General features: G+C 67.1%; 19 protein-coding genes. 1 reads left to right on the top strand and 18 read right to left on the bottom strand.

Annotated features, from left to right (window positions below; all coding sequences use genetic code 11):
* Nucleotides 1-33: 33 nt before the first annotated feature.
* The 11 genes from ACIA03_RS16795 to ACIA03_RS16745 all read right to left on the bottom strand — a co-directional run bounded on the left by ACIA03_RS16795 (nt 34) and on the right by ACIA03_RS16745 (nt 14,585).
* Nucleotides 34-1,026: an ABC transporter permease gene (locus ACIA03_RS16795; RefSeq protein ID WP_396984425.1), complete on the bottom strand. Its 993-nt coding sequence runs from the start codon at nt 1,024-1,026 to the stop codon at nt 34-36.
* 102 nt (nt 1,027-1,128) lie between these two features.
* The gene (locus ACIA03_RS16790; RefSeq protein ID WP_396984423.1) at nt 1,129-2,886 is read right to left on the bottom strand and encodes an ABC transporter substrate-binding protein; all 1,758 of its coding nucleotides are present in this window, start codon (nt 2,884-2,886) and stop codon (nt 1,129-1,131) included.
* 47 nt (nt 2,887-2,933) lie between these two features.
* Nucleotides 2,934-3,935, bottom strand: a complete 1,002-nt coding sequence (locus ACIA03_RS16785; protein WP_396984421.1) for an ABC transporter permease — start codon at nt 3,933-3,935, stop codon at nt 2,934-2,936.
* Nucleotides 3,936-4,168: 233 nt separating this feature from the next.
* On the bottom strand, nt 4,169-5,356 hold the full coding sequence (locus ACIA03_RS16780; RefSeq protein WP_396984419.1) for an ABC transporter ATP-binding protein: 1,188 nt from the start codon (nt 5,354-5,356) through the stop codon (nt 4,169-4,171).
* Complete coding sequence (locus ACIA03_RS16775; protein ID WP_396984417.1) at nt 5,356-6,441, bottom strand: ABC transporter ATP-binding protein; 1,086 nt, start codon at nt 6,439-6,441, stop codon at nt 5,356-5,358. Before ACIA03_RS16775 ends, ACIA03_RS16780 begins: the two co-directional genes overlap by 1 nt.
* Nucleotides 6,442-6,455: 14 nt before the next feature.
* Nucleotides 6,456-7,502: an ABC transporter permease gene (locus tag ACIA03_RS16770; RefSeq protein WP_396984415.1), complete on the bottom strand. Its 1,047-nt coding sequence runs from the start codon at nt 7,500-7,502 to the stop codon at nt 6,456-6,458.
* A 177-nt stretch (nt 7,503-7,679) separates the two neighbouring features.
* Nucleotides 7,680-9,383 carry an ABC transporter substrate-binding protein gene (locus ACIA03_RS16765; protein ID WP_396984413.1) on the bottom strand — a complete coding sequence of 568 codons (1,704 nt, stop codon included), beginning with the start codon at nt 9,381-9,383 and terminating at the stop codon, nt 7,680-7,682.
* A 93-nt stretch (nt 9,384-9,476) separates the two neighbouring features.
* Nucleotides 9,477-10,490, bottom strand: a complete 1,014-nt coding sequence (locus ACIA03_RS16760) for an ABC transporter permease (RefSeq protein ID WP_396984411.1) — start codon at nt 10,488-10,490, stop codon at nt 9,477-9,479.
* Nucleotides 10,491-10,735: 245 nt separating this feature from the next.
* Nucleotides 10,736-12,535 carry an aspartate--tRNA ligase gene (gene aspS / locus ACIA03_RS16755; RefSeq protein ID WP_396984409.1) on the bottom strand — a complete coding sequence of 600 codons (1,800 nt, stop codon included), beginning with the start codon at nt 12,533-12,535 and terminating at the stop codon, nt 10,736-10,738.
* On the bottom strand, nt 12,532-13,896 hold the full coding sequence (gene hisS / locus ACIA03_RS16750; protein WP_396984407.1) for a histidine--tRNA ligase: 1,365 nt from the start codon (nt 13,894-13,896) through the stop codon (nt 12,532-12,534). The genes aspS and hisS overlap by 4 nt, the downstream gene beginning before the upstream one ends.
* Complete coding sequence (locus tag ACIA03_RS16745) at nt 13,893-14,585, bottom strand: MBL fold metallo-hydrolase (protein ID WP_396984405.1); 693 nt, start codon at nt 14,583-14,585, stop codon at nt 13,893-13,895. Before ACIA03_RS16745 ends, hisS begins: the two co-directional genes overlap by 4 nt.
* Before the next feature lie 188 nt (nt 14,586-14,773).
* Between ACIA03_RS16745 and ACIA03_RS16740 the strand changes: the two genes are divergently transcribed.
* The gene (locus tag ACIA03_RS16740) at nt 14,774-16,012 is read left to right on the top strand and encodes a DUF349 domain-containing protein (RefSeq protein ID WP_396984403.1); all 1,239 of its coding nucleotides are present in this window, start codon (nt 14,774-14,776) and stop codon (nt 16,010-16,012) included.
* A 157-nt stretch (nt 16,013-16,169) separates the two neighbouring features.
* Here ACIA03_RS16740 and ACIA03_RS16735 read toward each other — a convergent pair whose 3' ends face one another.
* From ACIA03_RS16735 to ruvB, 7 genes are all read right to left on the bottom strand, one after another.
* Nucleotides 16,170-16,325 carry a hypothetical protein gene (locus ACIA03_RS16735; RefSeq protein ID WP_396984401.1) on the bottom strand — a complete coding sequence of 52 codons (156 nt, stop codon included), beginning with the start codon at nt 16,323-16,325 and terminating at the stop codon, nt 16,170-16,172.
* Nucleotides 16,326-16,357: 32 nt separating this feature from the next.
* Complete coding sequence (locus ACIA03_RS16730) at nt 16,358-18,673, bottom strand: RelA/SpoT family protein (RefSeq protein WP_396984399.1); 2,316 nt, start codon at nt 18,671-18,673, stop codon at nt 16,358-16,360.
* A 75-nt stretch (nt 18,674-18,748) separates the two neighbouring features.
* Nucleotides 18,749-19,315, bottom strand: coding sequence for an adenine phosphoribosyltransferase (locus ACIA03_RS16725; RefSeq protein ID WP_396984397.1), 567 nt, complete (start codon nt 19,313-19,315; stop codon nt 18,749-18,751).
* The gene (gene secF, locus ACIA03_RS16720; protein WP_396984395.1) at nt 19,312-20,550 is read right to left on the bottom strand and encodes a protein translocase subunit SecF; all 1,239 of its coding nucleotides are present in this window, start codon (nt 20,548-20,550) and stop codon (nt 19,312-19,314) included. Before secF ends, ACIA03_RS16725 begins: the two co-directional genes overlap by 4 nt.
* Complete coding sequence (gene secD / locus ACIA03_RS16715) at nt 20,550-22,244, bottom strand: protein translocase subunit SecD (protein ID WP_396984393.1); 1,695 nt, start codon at nt 22,242-22,244, stop codon at nt 20,550-20,552. Before secD ends, secF begins: the two co-directional genes overlap by 1 nt.
* Before the next feature lie 7 nt (nt 22,245-22,251).
* A complete protein-coding gene (yajC, locus tag ACIA03_RS16710) occupies nt 22,252-22,620 on the bottom strand; it encodes a preprotein translocase subunit YajC (protein ID WP_396984391.1) in 369 nt (122 codons plus the stop codon).
* Nucleotides 22,621-22,707: 87 nt separating this feature from the next.
* A complete protein-coding gene (ruvB, locus tag ACIA03_RS16705) occupies nt 22,708-23,790 on the bottom strand; it encodes a Holliday junction branch migration DNA helicase RuvB (RefSeq protein ID WP_396984389.1) in 1,083 nt (360 codons plus the stop codon).

Raw genomic sequence — 23,790 nt, 5'->3', positions numbered from 1 at the left:
CACGCCAACCCTAGTGGCCGCCACCGACAGGACTCAGGACAGGCGTACGCGGGGATCCAGGACGCTGTAGAAGACGTCGACCGCGAGGTTGGTGAGCACGATGATCAGGGCGGAGATCAACGTGGTCGCCTCGATGACCGGAAAGTCGCTCTGGCCGACAGCATCGAGGGCGCGAAGCCCCAGCCCGTTGATACCGAAGATCTTCTCGGTGAAGATGGTGCCGGTCAGCAGGGCACCGAAGTCGAGGCCGAAGATCGTCACGATCGGGACGACCGCAGCACGCAGGGCGTGCTTGTTGACGATCGTCCGCTCCGGCAGCCCCTTGGACCGCGCAGTGCGGATGTAGTCCTCGTTGAACGCCTCGATCATCGAGCCACGGGTGAACCGGGCGTACTTGGACGAGTTCACCAGGCCGAGCGCGAGCCACGGCAACAACAGTGCCCAGGCCCACTTCAACGGCGAATCAGCGATCGAGTGGTAGCCGTCCTGTGGAAAGAGCCCTGCGCCGACCGCGAGATAGAGGAAGGCAAGCAGGACGAACAGGTAGTAGGGGATCGACTCGATGACCAGCGTGGCCCCGATGACGGCCTTGTCCGCCGAGGTCCCCCGACGTCTCGCCGCGAACATTCCGATCGGCACACCGATGAGCAGGATCGTGACACCGGCCCCGACGGCGACCGAGACCGTCGGGGCGACCCGGTCCTTGATGTCGTCCCAGACATTGACTCGGTAGATGAAGCTGACCCCGAAGCACGGGGCATCGCAGTCGTACGCCTCGGATCCGAACGCGATCTCGCGGCCGGTGACGATCCCGGACATGTATTCGCCGTACTGCACATAGATCGGCGCCTCGAGATTGAGCGCCTCCCGGATCGCGTCCTGACGCTCAGCGGTGCACTTCGGCTCGGGACACATCGCGTTCGCCGGGTCGCTCGGACCATAGGTGAAGAGCGCGACGACCGCCACCGAGATCACGAACAGCACAAGCAGTGCCGAGATCAACCGTCGTACGACAAAACCGATCATGGGACGGAGGTCTCGCTTCCTGGAAGATGTTCACGGGCGTAGGCCCACAGTTGCTGTGCTGGTCCGGCCGGCGTGGGGATCGCCCACGCCGGCCGGATCACGTCACTTGAGGTACATGATGGAGAAGGCGGGCATGCCCTTGACCGGGTCGTTCACGACCCCGCCGACCTTCGAGCCCTTGATGAAGGCGTTGCCGTCGTAGCCGGCGTTGATCTCGACCATGTAGGTCTCCTGCATCCACTTGTCGAACTCGCCCCAGCCGGCCGGCACCTTGTCCGGCTCCATCTTCAGGATCTCGGCCTGCTTCGCGTCGGCGGCGGCCTCGTTGAAGTTGGTCGGGTTCGGCATACCCTCCTGGTTGGCGTTCGGGCCATACCACTGAGCAGGGAACCACGAGCCGCCCGAAGGCCAGTCGGAGCACCATCCGCCGTAGCGGAGGTTGATGGGCGCCTTCAGGTTGCTCTGGTCGTCACGGTAGGTCTCGTCGGTCGAGGCAACCGGGGTCGCCTTGAAGCCGGCTGCCTCGAACCCCTTGACCATCTGGTCCTTCTTCGCGACCGAGAGCTCGTCGTCACGCTCGTAGTACCACTTCAGCTCGAAGCCCTCGGCCCCGGCCTCCTTCAGCAGCGCTTTGGCCTTCTCCGGGTCGGTGGTCTGACCGTCCTGGCCCTTCGGGTACTGATACTCGACACGGCCGGCCGTGCCCGGGGGCAGCAGCGAGGTGCCGGGCTGGATCGTAACGCCGACGATCTCGCCGGCGGCCTTCCAGGCTGCCTGATAGGGGAAGGCCCAACTGATCGCCTCGCGGATCTTCTTGTCCTTGATCTTGGTCTGATCCGGCCGGTACATGAAGGTGCACGGCGAGGTGCCCTCGATCAGGTTCTCCGGCGCGTTCTCCTTGATGGACTTGTACGTCGGCGGGGTGACGTCGTCGTACGTCATCATCGACTGCGCAGCACCCTTATCGCCCGCGATCTGGTTCTCGAGCTTGGCGGTGTCCTGGCCGAAGCTGAAGTCGAAGGCGTCAGCGGCCTGGAACCGGCCGGGGTCGGTGTCGGGGTCCCACTGGTCGTTCTTGACCAGCTTCAGCGAGCTGCCGGGCTTGTAGGACTCGAACTTGTAAGGGCCGGTCGCCATCGGGTGACTCTCGTAGGCCAGCGGGTCCTTGTCCTTGGCCTTCGGAATCGGCGAGAAGACCGGGAACGAGGCGTAGTAGTCGAGCTCGGGGAACGGCTTCTCGAGGTGGATGACGATCTTGTTGCCGTCGCTCTCGACACCGTCGTAGGGCTTGGCGCCCTTGGCGAAGGGTCCCTTGTAGTCGCGACCGCCCTTGAAGAAGTCGAGGTGGTACGTCGGTCCGTCGGTCAGCACGTCCTGGGCGAAGGCCCGCTCGATACCGTATTCGACGTCGGCCGCGGTGACGTCGGTGCCGTCCTCGTACTTGATCCCGTCCTTGAGCGTGAACGTCCAAGTCAGGCGGTCCTCGGAGACCTGACCGAGATCGGTGGCGAGGTCCGGGACGAGGACCTCGTCCTGGGTCTTCTCGTCGTACTTGTACTGCGTCAGCGAACGAGTCACCAGCCCGGACATGATCGCACCGGAGTCGGTGTAATAGGTCCGAGTCGGGTCGAGGGTCGAAGGCGCCGCGTTGCTGAGAACCGTGATCGTGCCACCCTTCTTGGCATCGTCCGGGATCGGCAGTGGGCCCTCCGCGGTGGCATCCTTGCCGGAACCGGCAGCGCCACCTTCCTTGAACTCGCCGGTCTTGTCCGTGCCGCCGCCACCACCGCCGCCACAAGCCGCGGTGAGCGTCAGCGCAGCGATCGCACTGGCGGCGATCACTGTTCTCTTCAATCGCATCGTGGGTCTCCACCTTCCATAGTTGATGCCTCTCTCCGACGACGTGCTCACCGGAAAGACTTGGGGTCGAAGGCGTCGCGGATGGCGTCTCCGAGCAGGTTGAGCGCGAAAACCAGGACCACGATCCCGACGATCGGCGCGTAGAGGAACAAGGGGTACTCGTCGAACCAGTTCTGCGCCCGCAGGATCGTCTGGCCCCACGACGGCCTGCCGACGACGCCGACACCGAGGTAGGCCAACGTGGCCTCCGCGGCGATGATCGAGGGCAGTGTGAGCGAGAACGAGATCACGATCGGGGCCACGAGGTTCGGCAGCAGCTCCTTGAAGAGGATTCGATGTGTCGGCATCCCGAGCACGTGGGCGGCCTCGATGAACTCGCGCTCCCGCAGGGAGATCACCTCACCACGGATCAACCTGGCCAGGCCCATCCAGCCGAAGGCCGAGAGGATCACGATCAGCGCGATCAGGGATACGTTTTCAAGCATCGCCGGGTTCTCCCTCCACCGCGCCACGAGCATCGGCGCGATGGCGATCGCGACCAGCAGGAACGGCAAGGTCAGGAAGAGGTCGGTCACGAAGGTGATCACCCGGTCGCCCCAGCCCCTGCTGTATCCCGCGATCAGGCCGAGCACCACGCCCGCGACCGTCGAGACGATGGTGGTCACCGTTGCGACAAGCATGGATGTGCGAGCGCCGTAGAACCACTCCGCGAGCAGGTCGTTACCCGAGTTCGGCTCCAGGCCGAGCGGCGCCTCCCAGGTGAACCCGTAATTGGGCGGACCGATGACCGGGTAGTTGAACGAGTCGGTGTCGGCGACCGGATCCCCGGCACGCACCTCGACGCCGAAGAGCCGGCACAGCAGCGGCGCGAAGATCGCGATCAGGACGTAGAGCAGCACGATCCCGGCGCAGACCATCGCGACCTTGTCGGCGCGCAGCCGGTCCATCGCGATCCGCATCGGTGAGCGGCCGGCGACCTCGCCGGTGCTCGCTTCCGGATCGATCTCGGGCTCGGGGCTGCCCTGGATCAGCACTTCGGACACAGTCATACGCTCGGATCTCCGTTCGAACGCCTTGGGCTCGGTTCGCCCAAGACCCGATCACTCGGCGCAGTCCCCCACCAGCGCGCGGCCTCAAGTTATGCCAAGTTCGAGGGGCTCGGGCAGTGCTACAGATAACGGTTCGATACCGACGGTGACGTGTGACATATCCGTAACAAAGATGGTCCGCAGCCAAAGGCTGCGGACCATCTTTCGTAATCCTGATGAGATGCAGGAGATCCTCAGGCGCGACCTCGCGAGTTGTTCGCCAGGTCGTACCAGGTGTCGGCGTACCCAGGACCGTCGCCCGGGACCTCGGCCGGGCTGGCGCCCGGGTCCGGGGCACCGAACTCGTCGACGCCCAGGAGGGGCGCGGTGATCGGCTTCTCCGGGTGCTGGTGGATCTCGCCCGGGAAGTGGCAGGCCACCTTGTGCTTCTTGCCGATCTGCAGCAGCGGCGGCTCGACCACGGAGCAGATGTCCTTGGCGAGGGAGCAGCGGGTGCGGAAGTGGCAGCCCGAGGGCGGGTTGATCGGCGAAGGTACGTCGCCCTCCAGCCGGATCCGCTCACGACGGCCGCCGATCGCGGCCTGCTTCACGTCAGGCACGGCCGAGAGCAGCGCCTGGGTGTAGGGGTGGTGAGCGTGCTCGTAGATCGACTCGCGGTCACCGATCTCCACGATCTTGCCGAGGTACATCACCGCGACCTCAGGGCAGAAGTGGCGGACGATGGCGAGGTCATGTGCGATGAACAGGTAGGAGATGTCGAACTCCCGCTGCAGATCCTGGAGCAGATTGATCACCTGGGCTTGGATCGACACGTCCAGCGCGGAGACCGGCTCATCGGCCACCAGCACCTTCGGCTGCAGGGTCATCGCTCGAGCGATGCCGATGCGCTGGCGCTGGCCACCGGAGAACTCGTGCGGGTAGCGGTTGTAGTGCTCCGGGTTGAGACCGACGATCTCGAGCAGCTCCTGGACCCGGCCAAGCACCTTGTCCTTCGGCACGATCTTGTGGATCCGCAGCGGCGCGCCGATGATCGAGCCGACCGTGTGACGCGGGTTCAGCGAGGTCGACGGGTCCTGGAAGATCATCTGGATCTCCCGGCGCATCGGGTGCAGCTGCCTACCGGTGTAGTTGGCGATGTCGGTGCCCTCGAAGTTGATCTTGCCTTCGGTGGGCTTGTAGAGCCGCGTCACCATCCGCCCGGTCGTGGACTTGCCACAGCCGGACTCGCCGACGAGGCCCAGGGCGCTGCCCTTGGCCACCTCGAAGGAGACCCCGTCGACGGCCTTGACGTGCCCGACCGTACGCCGGATCACGCCACTGCCCTTGACCGGGAAGTGCATCTTCAGGTTCTCGACCGAGAGCACCGTCTCCGTGCTCGCCGGCGCCACCGAGGCCGCGGTGGCAGTCGTGGTCTCGCTCATCAGTCCTCCACCAGGTCAGGGGCGATCTCGGGCAGGATCTCTGCGGCGTAGATCTCGTCGGCGTTCTTGATGTGGCAACGCTTGGTGTGGTTGCCACCGGTGTTGGCCGGGGTGAGCTCGGGCAGAGTCGTCCGGCACAGGTCGCCACCGACCTTCGCGACGTGGTCGCACCGCGGCTCGAAGGCGCATCCCGGCGGCGCGTTGAGCAGCGAGGGCGGGTTGCCCCGGATCGGGATCAGCTTCGCCTCGGTCGACGCGGTCAGGTCCGGCACGCTGGAGAGCAGGCCCCAGGTGTAGGGCATCTCCGGGTGGGTGAGGATCTCCTTGCACGGGCCGTACTCGACCGCACGCCCGGCGTACATCACGAGTACGTCATCTGCCATCTCGGCCACGACACCGAGGTCGTGGGTGATGATGATGACGGCCGCGTCGAAGTCGCGCTGCAGGTCCTGGAGCAGGTCGAGGATCTGCGCCTGGACGGTCACGTCGAGCGCGGTGGTCGGCTCGTCGGCGATGAGCAGGCTGGGGTTGTTGATCAGCCCCATAGCGATCATCGCGCGCTGGCGCATACCGCCGGAGAACTGGTGCGGGTAGTCGTCCACGCGACGGTCGGGCTGCGGGATGCCGACGCGGTCGAGCATCTCGATGGCGCGCTTGCGCGCCTCCTTCTTGGTCACGTTGTTGTGGACCTGGTAGGCCTCCATGATCTGGTTGCCCACCGTGTAGTAGGGGTGCATCGCGGAGAGCGGGTCCTGGAAGATCATCGCCACGTCGCGGCCGCGACGCTTGCGCATCTCCTCGTTGCTCACCTTGAGCAGGTCCACCCCGTCGAGCAGGATCTCGCCGCTGAGGATCGCGTTGGTGCCGCGGTGCAGCCCCATGATCGCCGAGCTGGAGACCGACTTGCCGGAGCCGGACTCGCCGACGATGCCGAGCGTCGAGCCGCGCTCGAGCTCGAAGGAGAGGCCGTCGGTCGCCTTGACGATGCCGTCGGAGGTGGAGAAGTGGACCTTCAGGTCCCGCACCGAGAGGAACGCGCCGCCCTCGGTCGGCCTCGTCTGGGGAGTGTTGGAAAGATCAGTCATGGTTCAGTCCCTCCTCAGGCGACGCGTACGCGCGGGTCGATGAAGGCGTACAGGATGTCGACGATGATGTTCGCGATGATCACGAGCGCTCCGAGAAGGAGGACCAGCCCGACCACGGTGGGCAGGTCGAAGTCGCGGTTGGCGGTGACCGCCAGCTTGCCGAGGCCGTAGTAGTTGAAGACGCTCTCGGTGATGATCGCCCCGCCCAGGACGCTGGCGAAGTCGAGACCGGCCATCGTGACCAACGGTGTCAGGGCGGCCCGCAGCGCGTGCTTGAAGAGCACCTTGGGACCCTTGAGGCCCTTCGACCGAGCGGTGCGGATGTAGTCCTCACTCAGCGACTCGAGCACGAAGGCACGCGTCATACGTACGTAGCCGGCCATGTAGACGACCGCGAGGGTGAAGCCAGGAAGAATGAGCTGCACGAACCACTGCCAGACGCCGCCCTCGGCGATCGGGACATAGCCCGGCGCCGGGAACAACCCGAACTTGACGGCCACATAGTTCAGTAGCAGCGCACCGATGAAGAAGGTGGGGAATGCATACAGGACCAAGGTCGCACCGACGACGCCTCGATCGACCAGACTGCCCTTGGTGACCGCGGCCAAGACGCCGAACAGGATGCCGAAGACCATCCAGATGACGATGGCCACCATGGCGATCGAGATCGAGATCGGCGCCGCTTCGGCGATCTCGGCATTGACGGTGGTCTGGTTGTTCTGCGAGTAGCCCAGGCACGGAGCGGGGCACTCGGTGACCAGATCGGGAGCCGCCTTGCGCAGCTCCTCGTTCACCGGGTATTCACGCCCGACCACGACACCCTGCAGGAAACCGCCCCACACCTTGACCGTCGCGGCGGCCTTGTCGATCGGGGGAAGAGCAGGATCCGGATATCCCAGAGCCTCGCGCGTCTCGGCGATGCGGTCCGGCGGGCAGTTCCTCCCACACGCGAACTTGGCGGCATCAACCGGGCTCGCGAAGAAGAGCCCGATAACCACCGCGCTCATCGCGACGAGCATGAGAACGCCGACGATGACGCGGCGGATGATGTAGGCGACCATCAGTAGGTCTCACCTTCGTTGGATCGGCCCGCACACGCGCCATCGCTGACGCCGTCCGGGGAATCTTGAGACGTTCATAGGACAGAGGCGGGGCTCACCAGGGAACCCCGCCTCCGAGAGTCGGAGCGTCGCGCGTTCGTCACGACGCTCCGACCGGTACTTCGGAGTTTCGAGGAATCAGTCCTCGATGTCGATGCTGCCCAGCTCGGCGAACGAGCTCGAGGCAGTCGTGGTGGTGAAGTTCTTCACCTTCGAGCCGTACACCCAGTTGAAGGTCGCGATCTCGAGCGGGATGTAGGCGGTGTCCTCACCCATCGTCGCGTCGGCCTCCTGGAGGTACTTGTTCTGCTCCTCGATGGTGGCCGCCGAGCCCGCCTTGTCGAAGAGAGCGTCGACCTTCTCGTTCTTGTAGTTGCCGTAGTTCTGGCCGTTGGTCGACTTCTCGATCTGACGGCTGTCGAACAGGGCCGCGGTGACGGTCATCGCGGAGGGCCAGTCGGCACCCCAACCGCCCCACATCACGTCAGCCTCGTTGGACGGCTTCTGGATCTCGGTGTAGTAGACGTCGCCCAGCGGGTCGAGGGTGACCTTGAACCCAGCAGCCTCCCAGGTCTCCACCAGCGCTGCGGCCTGCTTGTCAGCGGTGTCGCTCTGCGGGTAGGTGAAGGTGATCGGGTAGGGCGTCTTCACGCCGGCCTCGGCGAGGAGCTTCTTGGCGCCCTCGACGTCACCGGCCAGGTTGCGGTCCTTGAACGACGGGTTCGGGACGTAGCCACCGACGGCCGGGTTCACGATCGAGTCGGCCGGGGTGTAGGCCTTCTCGCCACCGCCGGCGGCGATCCACGCCTCGACGTTGGTCGCAAGCGCCAGCGCGCGACGGACCTTCGGGTCCTTCATCTGGTTCTGGTTGGGGACCAGGTAGTCGACGTAGGGCGACTTGACCTGGACGTAGCGGTCCTTCACGCCGGCCTCGGTGAGGCGGGAGTAGAACTCCGGTGGCACCCGGCTCTGCTTGGGAACGATGTACTGCGAGTCAGGGCTGTCGGAGAACAGCTTCTCGTAGAGAGTCTCCGGCTTCTCGCCGTACTTGAACTCGATCTTGTCGGGCAGGGCCTCGCGCAGCGACTTGTCGTCGGTCTTGGGGTCGTACTCGTCGTTGCGAATCAGCGTGCCGCCCTTGGTGGCACTCCACTTGTCGACCTTGTAGGGGCCGTTCGAGAAGATGACGTCGTCGTTCTTGGCACCCTTGTCGAAGGACTTCTTGTAGGGGTCCATCATGTGCAGGGACGCGATCGCCAGCGGGAAGTCAGGCCACGGGGTCTTGAACTTGTAGGTGATCGTCTTGCCGTCGCAGGTGACAGCCTGGTCGAAGTCGGCCTGCTGCTCCGGAGTCGCGGTGTACGGACCGGGGTACTCACCCTTGAGGGCGAGCTTCGCGGTCAGGTAGAAGCCGGGACCGCCGGTGAGCTCGTCGGCCGCGAAGTTACGGGAGGCGCCGTAGGCGAAGTCCTCACACGTGATCTCGGAGCCGTCCTGCCACTTCACGCCGTCCTTGACCGTGAAGGACCAGACCTTGCCGCCCTCGGTCGAGGTGCCGGTGTCGGTCGCAAGGTCCGGGGTCGGGGTGCCAGAGACCTTCGGGTCCGTCGACGACGGGAAGGCCAGCAGCTGCCGGTAGACCAAACGCGTCGTGTCGGCGATGTCAACGCCCACGTAGATGCGCTGGGGGTCGAGGTGCTCAATGGCGTCCTCGCTGACCATCAGCAGCGCCTTGCTGCTCGACTCCCCGCTGTCCCCGCCACCGCATGCGGCAAGGCCCAGCGAGAGACCCAGCACGCCGGCAGCGCTGACTGCCACGTACTTTGCTCGCTTCTTGAGCATTCGTTTCTCCTTGGTGTTGTCACCGCCACGACGTGGCGCTGATATCGGTGGCCTCGGGGGCACACCCGCTTGTGTGTTACGGAGCCCCGAGGCTCACCTGTTTCCCTTAGGGTCGAGGGCGTCGCGCAACCCATCACCGAGAAGGTTGAACGAAACCACGATCAGTGCGATCAAGAACGCCGGCGCGAAGAAGTAGAAGAAGTCCGTCTGTGCGTACTTCAACGAGTCGGCCAGCACGTTTCCGAGCGTCGGCGTCGGGGGCTTCACGCTCACCTGCAGGTAGCTCAGTGCCGCCTCCGCAGAGATGTAGGCAGGCATCATCAGAGTCGCCAGCACCAGCAGCGGCGCCCACAGGTTCGGCAGGATCTCCTTGAAGTAGATCCGCATCCTGCCTGCACCCAGCACGACCGCCGCTTCCACGAACTCGCGCTGTTTGATCGAGAGCACCTGTCCCCTGATCACACGGGCCGTTCCGGTCCATCCGAACAACGCCAGCACGACGATGCAGTAGATCGCCTGGACCGTGGGCCCGTTCGGCAGCCCGGTCAGGTTCTGCACGATCACCAGTCCTAGCGAAGACAGCGCCAGGAGCATGAGCGTGGACGGGAAGGAGAGGGTCAGGTCGGTGACCCGGCCCAGGATGGCGTCGACCCAGCCACCGCTGAACCCGGAGATGATGCCGATGACCGCGCCGATGACCACCGAGAGGATGGCCGCGGTGAGCGCGATCACGAGCGAGAAGGTGACGCCGTACCAGAATCGGGAGAGCGCGTCGCGCCCGGTGCCCGGCTCGACGCCCAGGGGGTGGTCCAGGCTGGCACCACTCCATCCCCCGACGGGGAGCGTGTTCTCGTCAAGGAGGTTCTGGTTGAAACCGAAGGGGTCGAGGACCCCCGCCTTGACCAGGATCGGAGCCGAGATCGCGGCAAGGACGACGAGCACCACGATGACCAGTGACACCATCGTCAGCTTGTCCTTGCGGAGCCGCATCATCGCCAGCTTCATCGGCGACTTGCCGGCGATCACCTTCGCCTCTCCGGGAGAGACGGGAGGTGTCGATCCACCCGAGAGTTCTTCACCTTCGAACACGGTGGCCGATTCGCTCATGGTTCCTCTGTCTAGTCGTCATTTGTGGGTGCCGCCCTCGCATGGCAGCGTCCGACCCACGAGGTCGACGGATGGAACTCTATGTGATCCCTTTGCCCTGATGGACCCTCGACCGGTAACGATCCGATTTCAACCAGTGATACGGCAGATCGGGAGGCTTTGTTGGTATTCCCCGTGGAATGCCAAGAGTCTCCGGGACCGATGGACCGGTCCCGGAGACTCTGTTGGATTTTGCTGAGGTGACCTCAGTTCGCGGATTCGCCCTCGCCGGCGGCCTTCGCAGCTGCCGAAGGAATCGGGCGCGGCGCGTCGACGCCGGCCTCCTTGCGCTGCTCGGGGGTGATCGGCGCCGGGGCGGCGGTGAGCGGGTCGTAGCCGGCACCGGTCTTCGGGAAGGCGATGACGTCACGGATCGAGTCGGTGCCGGCGAGCAGGGCGACGACACGGTCCCAGCCAAAGGCGATGCCGCCGTGGGGCGGGGCGCCGAACTTGAACGCCTCGAGCAGGAAGCCGAACTTCTCCTCGGCCGCCTCCTCGCCGATCCCCATCAGGTCGAAGACCCGCTTCTGGACGTCCTCGCGGTGGATACGGATCGAGCCACCGCCGATCTCGTTGCCGTTGCAGACGATGTCGTAGGCCCAGGCGAGCGCGTTGCCGGGGTCCTTGTCGAAGGCCTCGACGTCCTGCGGGCTGGTGAAGGCGTGGTGGACCGCGGTCCACTCCCCCGCGCCGACCGCGACGTCACCGGACTCGACCGCCTCGGAGGCCGGCTCGAGCAGCGGCGCGTCGACGACCCACAGGAAGCTCCAGTCGCCGTCCTTGCGCAGGTCGAGGCGGTTGCCGATCTCCAGGCGGGCCGCGCCGAGCAGGGCGCGGCTCGACTTGGGTGTGCCGGCGGCGAAGAAGATGCAGTCGCCAGGGTTGGCACCGACGTGGGCGGCCAGGCCGGCGGCCTCGGTCTCGGAGAGGTTCTTGGCCACCGGACCGGTCAGCGAGCCGTCCTCCTGGACCAGGACGTACGCCAGACCCTTGGCGCCACGCTGCTTGGCCCAGTCCTGCCAGCCGTCCAGCTGACGCCGCGGCTGGCTCGCGCCACCGGGCATCACCACAGCGCCGACGTAGGGCGCCTGGAAGACGCGGAAGGTCGTCTCGGAGAAGTAGTCGGTGCACTCGGTGATCTCGATGCCGAAGCGAAGGTCAGGCTTGTCGGAGCCGTACTTGGCCATCGCGTCGGCGTAGGTCATCCGCGGCAGCGGGAGCGGGACGTCGTAGCCGATCAGCTTCCACAGCGCCGCGATGATCTCCTCGCCGAGCGCGATCACGTCGTCCTGCTCGACGAAGCTCATCTCGATGTCGAGCTGGGTGAACTCCGGCTGCCGGTCGGCGCGGAAGTCCTCGTCACGGTAGGCGCGGGCGAGCTGGTAGTAGCGCTCCATGCCGCCGACCATGAGCAGCTGCTTGAACAGCTGCGGCGACTGCGGCAGGGCGTACCACGAGCCCGGCTGCAGGCGGGCCGGGACCAGGAAGTCGCGGGCGCCCTCGGGGGTGCTGCGGGTGAGCGTCGGGGTCTCGATCTCGACGAAGTCGTGGCCGGCGAGCACCTCGCGGGCGGCCTGGTTGGCCTTCGAGCGCAGCCGGATGGCGTTGCCGGGCGCGGTGCGGCGCAGGTCGAGGTAGCGGTGCTTGAAGCGTACGTCCTCGCCGACCTCGACGTGCTCGTCGATCGGGAACGGGAGGGCTGCCGACGCGGAGAGGACCTCGAGGTCCTTGGCGACGACCTCGATCTCGCCGGTGACGAGGTGGGGGTTGCGGTTCTCCTCGGTGCGGGCGACGACCTCGCCGGTGACCTTGATGCAGTATTCGTTGCGCAGGTGGTGGGCGATCTCCTCGTCGCGGACGACGACCTGGACCACGCCGCTGGCCTCACGCAGATCGAGGAACGCGACCCCGCCGTGATCGCGTCGGCGGCCTACCCAGCCGGCGAGGGTCACGGTCTGGCCGACGTGCTCGGCACGCAGGGTGCCGGCGTCGTGGGTGCGGATCACTTCTTCTCCTCGTTGTTCGCGACGACCTGGGGCTTCAGGTCGCTCTCGTTCTGGGGCGTCCAGGTGGCCGGGTCGGCCGGGACCTGGTCACCGGTGCGGATGTCCTTGATCTCGTAGCCGACTCCACCGTCTTCCCGGGGAGTGGCGAAGAGGACGTACGGGATGCCGCGGCGCTCCGCGAAGCGGATCTGCTTGCCGAACTTGGCGGCGTTCGGCGAGACCTCGCAGGCAACATTGTGAGCGCGCAGTGCCTGGGCCGCCTCATCGGCGCTCGCGCGGCTCTCCTCGTCGGCGACCGCGACCAGCACGGTGCTCGGCACCTTGCGGTCCCCGTCGAGCACGCCCTTCTGCACGAGCGGCACCAGGACGCGGCTGACGCCGAGCGAGATCCCGACACCCGGGTAGGTCGTCCTGCCGTCGCTGGCGAGCGCGTCGTAACGGCCACCCGAGCAGATGCTGCCCAAGGACTCGTAGCCATCGAGGCGGGTCTCGAAGACGGTGCCGGTGTAGTAGTCGAGGCCCCGGGCAATGGAGAGATCGGCCACGACGCGTACGGACTCGGTGTTGAGCGGCGCGGTGGCGTTGATCAGCGTGGCCAGCTCGGCCAGGCCCTCGTCGAGCAGCTCGCTCTCGACGCCGAGGCCACGGACCTTCTCCACGAAGGAGTCGTCGGTGGCGGTGATCGTGGCGAGCTCGAGGCACTTGGCGGCCTGCTCGTCGCTCAGCCCGGCCTCGGAGACCAGCAGCTTGCCGACCTCCTCAGCCGGCATCTTGTCGAGCTTGTCGATGAGCCGCATGGTCTCCTCGACGTCGGGGGCGCCGAGACCGGCGTAGAAGCCCTGGATCAGCTTGCGGTTGTTGACCTGGAGCGTGAACCCGGGCAGGAACGTCAGCTTGCCGAGCGCCTCGAGCATGACCCGGGCGACCTCGACGTCGTGGTGGAACGGCAGCGTGTCGCGACCGACGATGTCGATGTCGGCCTGCGCGAACTCCCGGAACCGGCCCTCCTGCGGGCGCTCACCGCGCCAGACCTTCTGGATCTGGTAGCGGCGGAAGGGGAACTCCAGCTTGCCGGCGTTCTCGAGCACGTAGCGGGCGAACGGGACGGTCAGGTCGAAGTGGAGCCCCATGCCTTTGTCACGGCTGCTGTCGTCCTCCTGCAGCCGACGCAGGACGTAGACCTCCTTGGAGGTGTCGCCCTTGCGCAGCAGCTGGTCCATCGGCTCGACGGCGCGGGTCTCGATGTTGCCGAAGCCGTGCAGCTCGAAGGTGCGGCTCAGGGTCTCGATGACCTCGCGCTCGACGACGCGCTGGCTGGGGAGGAACTCCGGGAATCCGGAGAGGGGTGTTGGCTTGCTCATGCGGTGATCAGGTCCTGAAGAAACGGGTTGGTGGCGCGCTCGCGCCCGATGGAGGTCTGTTCGCCATGGCCGGGGAGCACCACGATGTCGTCGGCGAGGGGCAGCACCTTGGTGGTCAGGGACTGCAGCATCGTGGCGTGGTCACCGCCGGGGAGGTCCGTACGCCCGATGCTGCCCGCGAAGAGCAGGTCGCCGGAGAACATCACGTCACTGACCTCGGCGTGGTCGGGGTAGGGAGTCCGGAAGGTGATCGACCCCTCGGTATGCCCGGGCGTATGGTCGATCAGGAAGCGCATCCCGGCCAGGTCGATGGCCTGCCCGTCGCTCAGCTCGCGGACGTCGTCCGGCTCCACGAAGTCATAGGTCCCCTCCGGCATGCCGAGCAGCATCCGCGCCGACTCCGGCGAGATGCCCTGGAGCGGGTCGGCCAGGAGGTGACGGTCGTTGGGGTGGATCCAGGCGGTGGCGTCGTACGTCTTGGAAACCGGGGTCACGGACCACATGTGGTCGACGTGGCCGTGGGTGAGGAGCACGGCGACCGGCTTGAGGCGCTGCTCGCGAACGATCTCCTCGATCCCCTTCGCGGCGTCCTTCCCGGGGTCGATCACGACACACTCGGTGCCAGGACCGGTGGCGGCGACATAGCAGTTGGTGCCCCACGGACCGGCGGGAAAGCCTGCGATCAACACGAGAAACACCCTATCCAGCGGTACAGTGCAGCGCCGCATCGTGGCGTCTGACTACGATGGGCATCCCGAGGTGTGTCGGGACACCACGGGGACCTGCAAGTTGAGCCGACCGGGACTGTGACGAGCACGGTGTCCGGCGGGGGAGATTTCATAAGAGGTTAGCGCCTCATGCGAAGAGTAGGGACATTGTGACCAGCGAGCAGTGGGGTCGGGTCGAGGAAGACGGAACGGTCTACGTGAAGACCGCAGATGGCGAGCGTTCCGTGGGGCAATACCCGGAAGGCACGCCGGAGGAGGCTCTCGCCTTCTTCACCAACCGGTTCGACCAGCTCGCCTTCGAGGTCGAGCAGCTCGAGCGGCGCGTGCATGCGGGCAAGACGTCGCCCGACGAGGCGACCGGGGCGGTGAAGACCGTCGTCGAGAAGGTGACCGACGCCAACGCGGTCGGCGACCTGGCCTCGCTGGTGGCACGGCTGGAGGCGCTGGGCCCGGTCATCGCCACCCAGCGCGAGGCCCGCAAGGCGGAGCGGGCCGCGAAGGCGGCCGAGGCGAAGGTCGCCAAGGAGGCCCTCGTCGCCGAGGCCGAGAAGCTGGCCCAGAGCAACGACTGGCGCAACGGCGCCAACCGGCTGCGCGAGCTCCTCGACCAGTGGAAGGCGCTGCCCCGCATCGACCGCGGCTCCGACGACGCGCTGTGGCGACGCTTCTCGACGGCCCGCACCGCCTACACGCGGCGACGCAAGGCGCACTTCGCCGAGCTCAACGCCCGGCGCGAGGACGCCAAGTTGATCAAGGAGCGGATCATCGCCGAGGCCGAGCAGCTCTCCGCCTCGACCGACTGGGGTCCCACCGCCGGGCGCTACCGCGACCTGATGCGCGACTGGAAGGCCGCCGGCCCGGCCCCCAAGGACGTCGACGACAAGCTCTGGAAGCAGTTCCGGGCCGCCCAGGACGTCTTCTTCGGTGCCCGTGACGCCGCCAACGCGGCGCTCGACGCCGAGTTCGCCCAGAACGCCGTGGTCAAGGAGGGGCTGCTCGCCGAGGCGCAGGAGCTGCTCCCGCTGCTGGAGAAGGGCGACGACCTCGACGCCGTCAAGCGCTCCTTCCGCGACATCGCCGACCGCTGGGACGAGGCCGGCAAGGTCCCCCGCGACCGGATCAAGGAGCTCGAGGGCGCGATGCGCAAGGTCGAGCAGGCCATCAAGTCCGCCGAGGACGACCAGTGGCGCAAGTCCGACCCGGAGAAGTCCGCGCGAGCCGACGACATGATCGCCAAGCTCGAGGAGGCCATCGCCCAGGTCGAGAGCGACCTCGCCAAGGCCCAGGCCTCGGGCGACGCCCGGAAGATCAAGAGCCTCGAGGAGAACCTCGAGTCGCGTCGTCAGTTCCTGGAGATGGCCAAGCGCGCCAGCGCCGACTTCTCCTGACCCTCAAGCCGAGTCGGCGCAACTGCTCCAGAAAATCACGCCGAGTCGGCGCATCTGTCCCAGAGGTTTGGGACAGATGCGCCGACTCGGCGTCTTTATGCGGGGCAGACGCGCCGAGTCGGCTTCTGAATCTGGGGCAGACGCGCCGAGTCGGCGGTCACAGGCCTCCGAAGTAGTCGCCCTTGGCGACGTTGCCCTTCTGGGTCTGGCGCACGTCTTCGTGGTCGATGGGCTTCCCGCCCTTGCCCAGCGCGGTCCAGACGATGCCCGCGAGGAGGAGTACGCCTCCGATGATGAGGATCCAGGTGAACATGCCGAGCTCCTTCGCTGGGGATCACAGGACGATCACTGGGTGACGCGGTAGGCGTCGAACACACCGGGGACGGTGCGTACCTGCTTCAAGACGGTGTCAAGATGCTTGGAGTCGGCCATCTCGAAGGAGAACCGGGACTTCGCGACGCGGTCGCGGGTCGTGGTGAGCTGGGCGCTGAGGATGTTCACGTGGGCATCCGAGAGCGCCATGGTGATGTCGGAGAGGAGCCGGGCCCGGTCGAGGGCCTCGACCTGGATGTTGACCAGGAAGACCGAGTTGGAGGTGGAGCCCCACTCGACCTCGAGCAGACGCTCGGGGTGGGAACGGAGCTCGGCGGCGTTGGTGCAGTCGGTGCGGTGGACGGAGACACCCCCGCCCTTGGTCACGAAGCCGAGGATGTCGTCGCCGGGGACCGGGGTGCAGCACTTGGCGAGCTTGACCCAGACGTCCGGGGAGCCCTTGACGATCACCCCGGCGTCGGAGTTGGCGGTGGAGACCTTGCCGTGGCGCCTACGGCCGACGTTGATGGCTTCGGCGAGGTCCTCGGCGGCACCGTCGTCGCCACCGTGGTCCTCGATGACGCGGCGTACCACTGCCTGGGCGGAGAGGTGGCTCTCGCCGACCGCGGCGTAGAGCGCGTCGACGTCGGCGAGGTCGAAGTGGTCGGCCGCGAGCATCAGCGACTCGCGCGACATCAGCCGCTTGAGGGGCAGGCCCTCCTTGCGCATGAGCCGCGCGATCGCGTCCTGGCCCTTCTCGATCGCCTCGTCGCGGCGCTCACGGGTGTGCCACTGCCGGATCTTCGCCTTGGCCCGGTTGGACTTGACGAAGGAGGCCCAGTCCTTCGACGGGCCGGCGTTGGGCGACTTGGAGGTGAAGACCTCGACGACGTCGCCGCTCTCCAGCGTCGACTCCAGCGGCACCAGACGCCCGTTGACCCGGGCGCCGATGGTCTTGTTGCCGACCTCGGTGTGGACGGCGTACGCGAAGTCGACCGGGGTCGCGTCGGCGGGCAGCGCGATCACGTCGCCCTTGGGCGTGAAGACGTAGACCTCGGTGCGTTTCATCTCGAAGCGCAGCGACTCCAGGAACTCGCCCGGGTCGTTGACCTCCGACTGCCAGTCCATGAGCTGCTTGACCCAGCTCATGTCGTTGTCCATCGGCCGGTCGGTGTCGACACCGTTGCGGCCGTCCTCCTTGTATTTCCAGTGCGCAGCCACACCGAACTCGGCCCGGCGGTGCATCGCGAAGGTGCGGATCTGCAGCTCGACCGGCTTGCCCTGCGGGCCGATGACGGTGGTGTGCAGCGACTGGTACATGTTGAACTTCGGCATCGCGATGTAGTCCTTGAACCGCCCCAGGACGGGGTTCCATCGCGAGTGCAGGATGCCGAGGACGGAGTAGCAGTCGCGCTCGTCCTCGACCAGGATCCGGATGCCGACCAGGTCGTTGATGTCGGAGAAGTCCTTACCGCCGACGATCATCTTCTGGTAGATCGAGTAGTAGTGCTTCGGTCGGCCGGTGACGGTCGCCTTGATCCGGGCCTCGTGGAGGTCGCGCTCGACCTGGTCGATGACCTGGGCCAGGAACTTCTCCCGCGACGGGTTGCGGTCGGCGACGAGGCGGACGAGCTCGTCGTACATCTTCGGGTAGAGGGTCGCGAAGGCGAGGTCCTCGAGCTCGAACTTGATGGTGTTCATGCCGAGCCGGTGGGCCAGCGGCGCGTAGATGTCGAGCGTCTCGCGCGCGCTTCGCTCCTGGCTCTTCTGCGGGACGTAGCGCAGCGTACGCATGTTGTGCAGGCGGTCGGCCAGCTTGATCACCAGGACCCGGATGTCGCGCGACATCGCCACGACCATCTTGCGGATCGTCTCGGCCTGCGCCGAGTCGCCGTAGGTGACCTTGTCGAGCTTGGTGACGCCGTCGACGAGGTGGGCGACCTCCTCACCGAAGTCCCGGGTGAGCTCCTTGAGCGTGTAGGGCGTGTCCTCGACGGTGTCGTGCAGCAGCGCGGCCACCAGGGTCGGCTCGGTCATGCCGAGCTCGGCGAGGATCGTGGTCACCGCGAGGGGGTGCGTGATGTAGGGGTCGCCGCTCTTGCGCATCTGCGTGCCATGCAGACGCTCGGCGGTGACGTAGGCGCGCTCCAGCAGCGCCAGGTCGGCCTTCGGGTGGTTGGAGCGGACCGCCCTGAAGAGCGGCTCCAGCACAGGATTGCCCGGCGCACCCCGGCCGCCGATCCGGGCCAGACGCGCACGGACGCTGCGGCCCGACGGGGCCGGGCCACTGCTCTCCCGCGCCTCGATGTTGTGCGCACGAGGCTGCGCGACGATGCGATCCTCTGCCATAGCCAGAGTCTACCGGCCCGACCCGGAACGTTGGCTAGGTCGACACTTGCGGGTTGGACACGTGTGGACCGTCTGCTAGCTGGTGAGCAGGGCGTGGACCGGCGTGTTCGGCAGCTTGCTGCGCGGGTCGAGGAAGCCGAGCTCGAGCAGAACCGAGACGCCCGCGACGACGCCGCCGCAGCGCTCGACGAGCTCGATCGTGGCCGCCGCGGTGCCACCGGTCGCGAGGACGTCGTCGATGACCAGCACCCGCTCCCCCGGCGCGACCGCGTCGGTGTGGATCTCCAGGGTGGCCTCGCCGTATTCGAGCGAGTAGGAGACCGCGTGGGTCTCACGCGGCAGCTTGCCGGCCTTGCGTACGGGCACGAAGCCGACGCCGAGGTGCAGGGCCGCGGGGGCGCCGAGGATGAACCCGCGCGACTCCATGCCGAGCACCTTGGTGACGGTCACGGCACCGTCGGCGTCGCGCGCCGGAGCGGCGAGCGCCTCGACCACCTGGGCGAACCCGGCGTGGTCGGCCAGCAGCGGGGTGATGTCCTTGAACCCGACACCCGGCTCGGGGAAGTCGGGTACGTCGGCGACCAGCCGCTCGAGGGTCTCCTCAAGCGACCGGCCACCTGCGGCCGTCTCGGAGACCGTCACTTGCGCTTCGACCTCGACTCGCGCTTGGGCTGCGGGCGCCCGGCGGCGCCGCTGTCGGTGACCGCGCGGTGCTGGTCGGGTACGTTGCGGCCCCGGCCGGTCGCGGAGCTGTTGGGGCTGGTGCCCCGGCTCACGCCGGCCTCGTGGAGGTCTGCGGAGGACGACTCGCGCAGCTCGTCCGGCTCACCGTCGGGGACTGCCAAGCCCTCGTCGAAGACCGGCACCGCGGCGTACTTGTCGGCTTCCTTCATCCGCGCGGCAGCCCGCTTCTCGGCGTCGACGACGTCCTTCTCCTTCGACTTCAGGTGCACCAGCAGCGGGGTGGCGATGAAGATCGAGGAGTAGGTGCCGACGGCCATACCGATGAAGAGGACCAGCGAGATGTCCTTCAGCGAGGAGGTGCCGAGCTGGACGGTGCTGACGTAGAGGATCGCGACGACGGGCAGCAGACCGATGATCGAGGTGTTGATCGAGCGGACCAGGGTCTGGTTGATCGCCAGGTTGGCCGCGGCGGCATAGGTCTGCTTCTTCTGCGACAGGTTGCGGGTGTTCTCCTTCACCTTGTCGAAGACCACGACGGTGTCGTAGAGCGAGTAGCCGAGGATCGTCAGGAAGCCGGTGACCGTAGCCGGGGTCACCTCGAAGCCGACGATCGCGTAGACGCCGACCGTGATCACCACGTCATGGGCCAGGGCGACGACGGCCGCGACCGACATCTTCCATTCCCGGAAGTAGATCCAGATGAACAGGACCACGCCGACCAGGAAGATGCCGAGCGCGAGACCCGCCTTGGAGGCGACCCGCTGACCCCAGCTGGGGCCGATGCCGGTGCGGCTGACGTCGTCCCCGGCCACGTCGGCGGTCTTGGTGATCGCCTCCATGATCGAGTCGTCGGCCTCGGAGTTGTCGGCGATCGCCTTGGTCTCGATGACGATCGACTTGCTGCCGGAGGTGCGCACCGTGGCGCCGTCGGCGGCCTCGACCGCGGTGTCACCCACGGCCGCGCGCAGGTCGTCGGCGAGCTTCTGGTCGGCCTGCGCGACGGTGACCGTGTAGCGCGTGCCGCCGGTGAAGTCGATGCCGAGGTTGATGCCCTGGAGCCAGACCCCGAGGATCACGGCGACGAGCACGACCGCGGAGACCGCGTAGAAGAGCATCCGGCGACCGACGAAGTCGAAGGACTTCTCGCCGGTGTAGAGCTCCTTGCCGAGCCGGGAGAAGGAGAACTTGCTCATCAGGCCTTGCCTCCGACCAGAGTGGTGCCCTTGGGGGCGTCGACGGTGCCGATTGCGCGCTTGTCCATGCCGGAGAGCACGTGGCCCTTGTTGAAGAAGCCCCAGCCGGCCATCAGCTTGGTCATCGGGTGGGTGAACCAGAAGAACACCAGCACGTCGATGAGCGTGGTCAGGCCGAGCATGAACGCGAAGCCTTTGACCTCGTTGGTCGCGAAGACGTAGAGCACGAACGCGGCCAGGAACGAGACGCCGTCGGAGGCCAGGCAGGTGTTGCGGGCCCGGACCCAGGCGGTGTCGACGGCCACCCGCATCGAGCGGCCCTCACGCATGTCGTCACGCATCCTCTCGTAGAGGATGATGAAGGAGTCGGCGGTGATGCCGATACCGACGATCAGACCGGCCACGCCCGGCAGGTCCAGGGTGACGCCGGCGGTCTCGCTGAGCAGCAGGATCATCCCGTACGTCCCGGCACCCGCCACGAGCAGCGAGCCGATCACCACGATGCTCATCGCCCGGTAGTAGAGCACCGAGAAGAGCACCACGAGGATCATGCCGATCAGGCCGGCCCAGAGTCCGGCGCTGAGCTGGTTGCCGGCGAGGCTCGGACCGATGACCCGGGTCTGGATGCCGTCCTCGGGGAAGTCGAGCGGCAGCGAGCCGTACTTCAGGTTGTTGGCCAGCGCAGCGGCGGTCGCCTGGGTGAAGTCGCCGCTGATCTGGGCGCCGCCACTGATCCGCGAGTCGGCGGTCGGGGCGGAGATGACCTTGCCGTCCAGGACGATCGCGAACTGCTCGCCGCTGCCGGCGATCGCGCCGGTGGTGTCGGCGAAGGCCTTGTTGCCCTTCGACTTGAAGTCCAGGGTCACCACGTAGTTGGCCTGCTGCTGCGGGATGCCGTAGGCGGCCTCGTCGACCTCGGTGCCCTCGATGACCGCCGGGGTCAGCAGGTAGGGGACGCCGTCCTCGTCACAGGTCAGCAGCGGCTTGCCGGGGATGTCCTCGGCCGGCTCGGCACCCGGGGCGGGGCAGGTGAAGGCGCTGTAGGCGGTCGCCCACTCCTGCGGCACGTTGCGCATGAACTCGACCGCGTCATCGACCTTGACGACCGCGTTGTCGTTCTGCTTCGCGGGCTTGGCGCTCGCCGAGGGGCTCGCGCTCGGGTCGGCGCTCTCGGACGTCTTGTCCGAAGCGCTCGCCGTCTCCGACGGGCTGGCGGTCTCGCCACCGAACGCCGCGCGAGGCGAGGTGCCGGGGACGGCGCCGGTCGAGGGGTCCTGCACCATCGAGCCGGAGGCGTCGGCCGCGCCGCACTGCTTCTGCGGGCTGCAGGCGACCAGGCGGAAGCGGAGCTTCGCGGTCTGGCGGACGCGCTCGGCGGTCTCCTGCTGCACCTTGCCGGTGCCAGGGATGGAGACCTTGATGACGTCGTTGCCCTCGGTGGTCACCCGGCCGCCGGTGATGCCGGAGCCGTTGACGCGCTGGTCGATGATCGACTTGGCCTCGTCGAGGCTCTCCTTCGGGACCGAACCGCCCTCGGAGTTCTTGGCGGTCATCGAGATCTCGGTGCCGCCGCGCAGGTCGAGGCCCAGCTCGGGCTTCCAGGTGCCGGCGAACGCGATGCCGCCGAACATGATCGCGATCGCCAGGAAGAGCAGAGCGAGCGTACGCCCGGGGCGCGCGGTCTTGCGTGCCATGAGTTGGTCAGTCCTTCTTGTCGAGGTCCACGATGACGTTCTCGGCATCGGTAGAGGTCTCGTCGGCCGCGGCCTCGACCTCGGTCTCGCCGCCGGGCTCCTCGTCGGGCTCGTCCGCAGGCGCCTCGGTGACCTTCTGGGCCACCGCCTGGCGCACCACCTGGATGACGACGCCGTCGGCGATCTCGACCTTGATGTTCGTCGTGGTCTCCTCGACCTCGGTCACGGTGCCGAAGAGCCCTGCGGTCAGCATCACGCGGTCACCCGGCTGGAGGTTGAGCTGGAGCTCACGAGCCTGCTTCGCACGCTTCTGCTGCGGCCTGATCAACAGGAAGTAGAACAGGACGATGATGACGATAAAGGGAAGGAATTCCACGGGGGTTCGGCTCCGACAGTCTGAGTGGTCGCCGGCAGGCGCACGGCGACGTGCAAGTCTAACCAGGCACCTGGTTGGGACTGTGAATCAGGCCTCATCCCAGAGCGTGTCCCTCGACCAGGCAGCAGCCTCGGCGCTGGCCGGCACCGGCAGCCCCAGATGTTCCCATGCTGCCGGGGTCGCGACACGGCCCCGCGGCGTACGGGCCAGGAAGCCGGTGCGCACCAGGAACGGCTCGGCCACCTCCTCGACCGTCTCGCGCTCCTCCCCCACCGCCACGGCGAGGGTGGAGATGCCCACGGGACCGCCGCCGAAGCGGCGGCACAGGGCGTCGAGGACGGCCAGGTCGAGGCGGTCCAGGCCGAGCGGGTCGACCTCGTAGAGGTCCAGCGCCTTCTGGGCCACCTGCTGGGTGACCGTGCCGTCGGCCTTGACCTGGGCATAGTCGCGTACGCGGCGCAGCAGCCGGTTCGCGATCCGGGGGGTGCCGCGGGAACGGCCGGCGATCTCGGCGGCGCCGTCGTCCCTGAGGGTGACCTCGAGCAGCCCCGCGGAGCGGCGCACGATCAGCTCGAGGTCTTCTGGGTCGTAGAGCTCCAGATGGCCGGTGAAGCCGAACCTGTCCCTGAGCGGGCCGGGGAGGAGACCGGCGCGGGTGGTCGCGCCGACCAGGGTGAACGGCGGCAGGTCGATCGGGATCGCGGTCGCGCCGGGCCCCTTGCCGATGACGACGTCGACGCGGAAGTCCTCCATCGCGAGGTAGAGCATCTCCTCGGCCGGGCGGCTCATCCGGTGGATCTCGTCGACGAAGAGCACCTCGCCCTCGTTGAGGCCGCTCAGGATCGCGGCCAGGTCGCCGGCGTGGGTGATCGCGGGGCCGGACGTGATTCTCAGCGGCGCCGACATCTCGGCGGCGATGATCATCGCGAGGGTGGTCTTGCCGAGGCCCGGCGGCCCGGACAGGAGTACGTGGTCGGGGGCTCGCTCGCGTTGCCGCGCCGCCTCCAGGACGAGACTGAGCTGCTCGCGGACGCGCTGCTGGCCGATCAGCTCGTCGAGGCTCTTGGGGCGCAGCGCCGCCTCGACGGCCCGGTCGTCACCGTCCGCCTCGGCGATGGTGAGCGACGAGAAGTAGTCCTCCTCGGCTGCGGTCAGGTCGTCCTCGTGCAT

The organism is Nocardioides sp. NPDC051685, assembly GCF_044453405.1.
Lineage (GTDB): Bacteria > Actinomycetota > Actinomycetes > Propionibacteriales > Nocardioidaceae > Nocardioides.
This window is presented reverse-complemented; position numbering and strand designations above follow the sequence as displayed.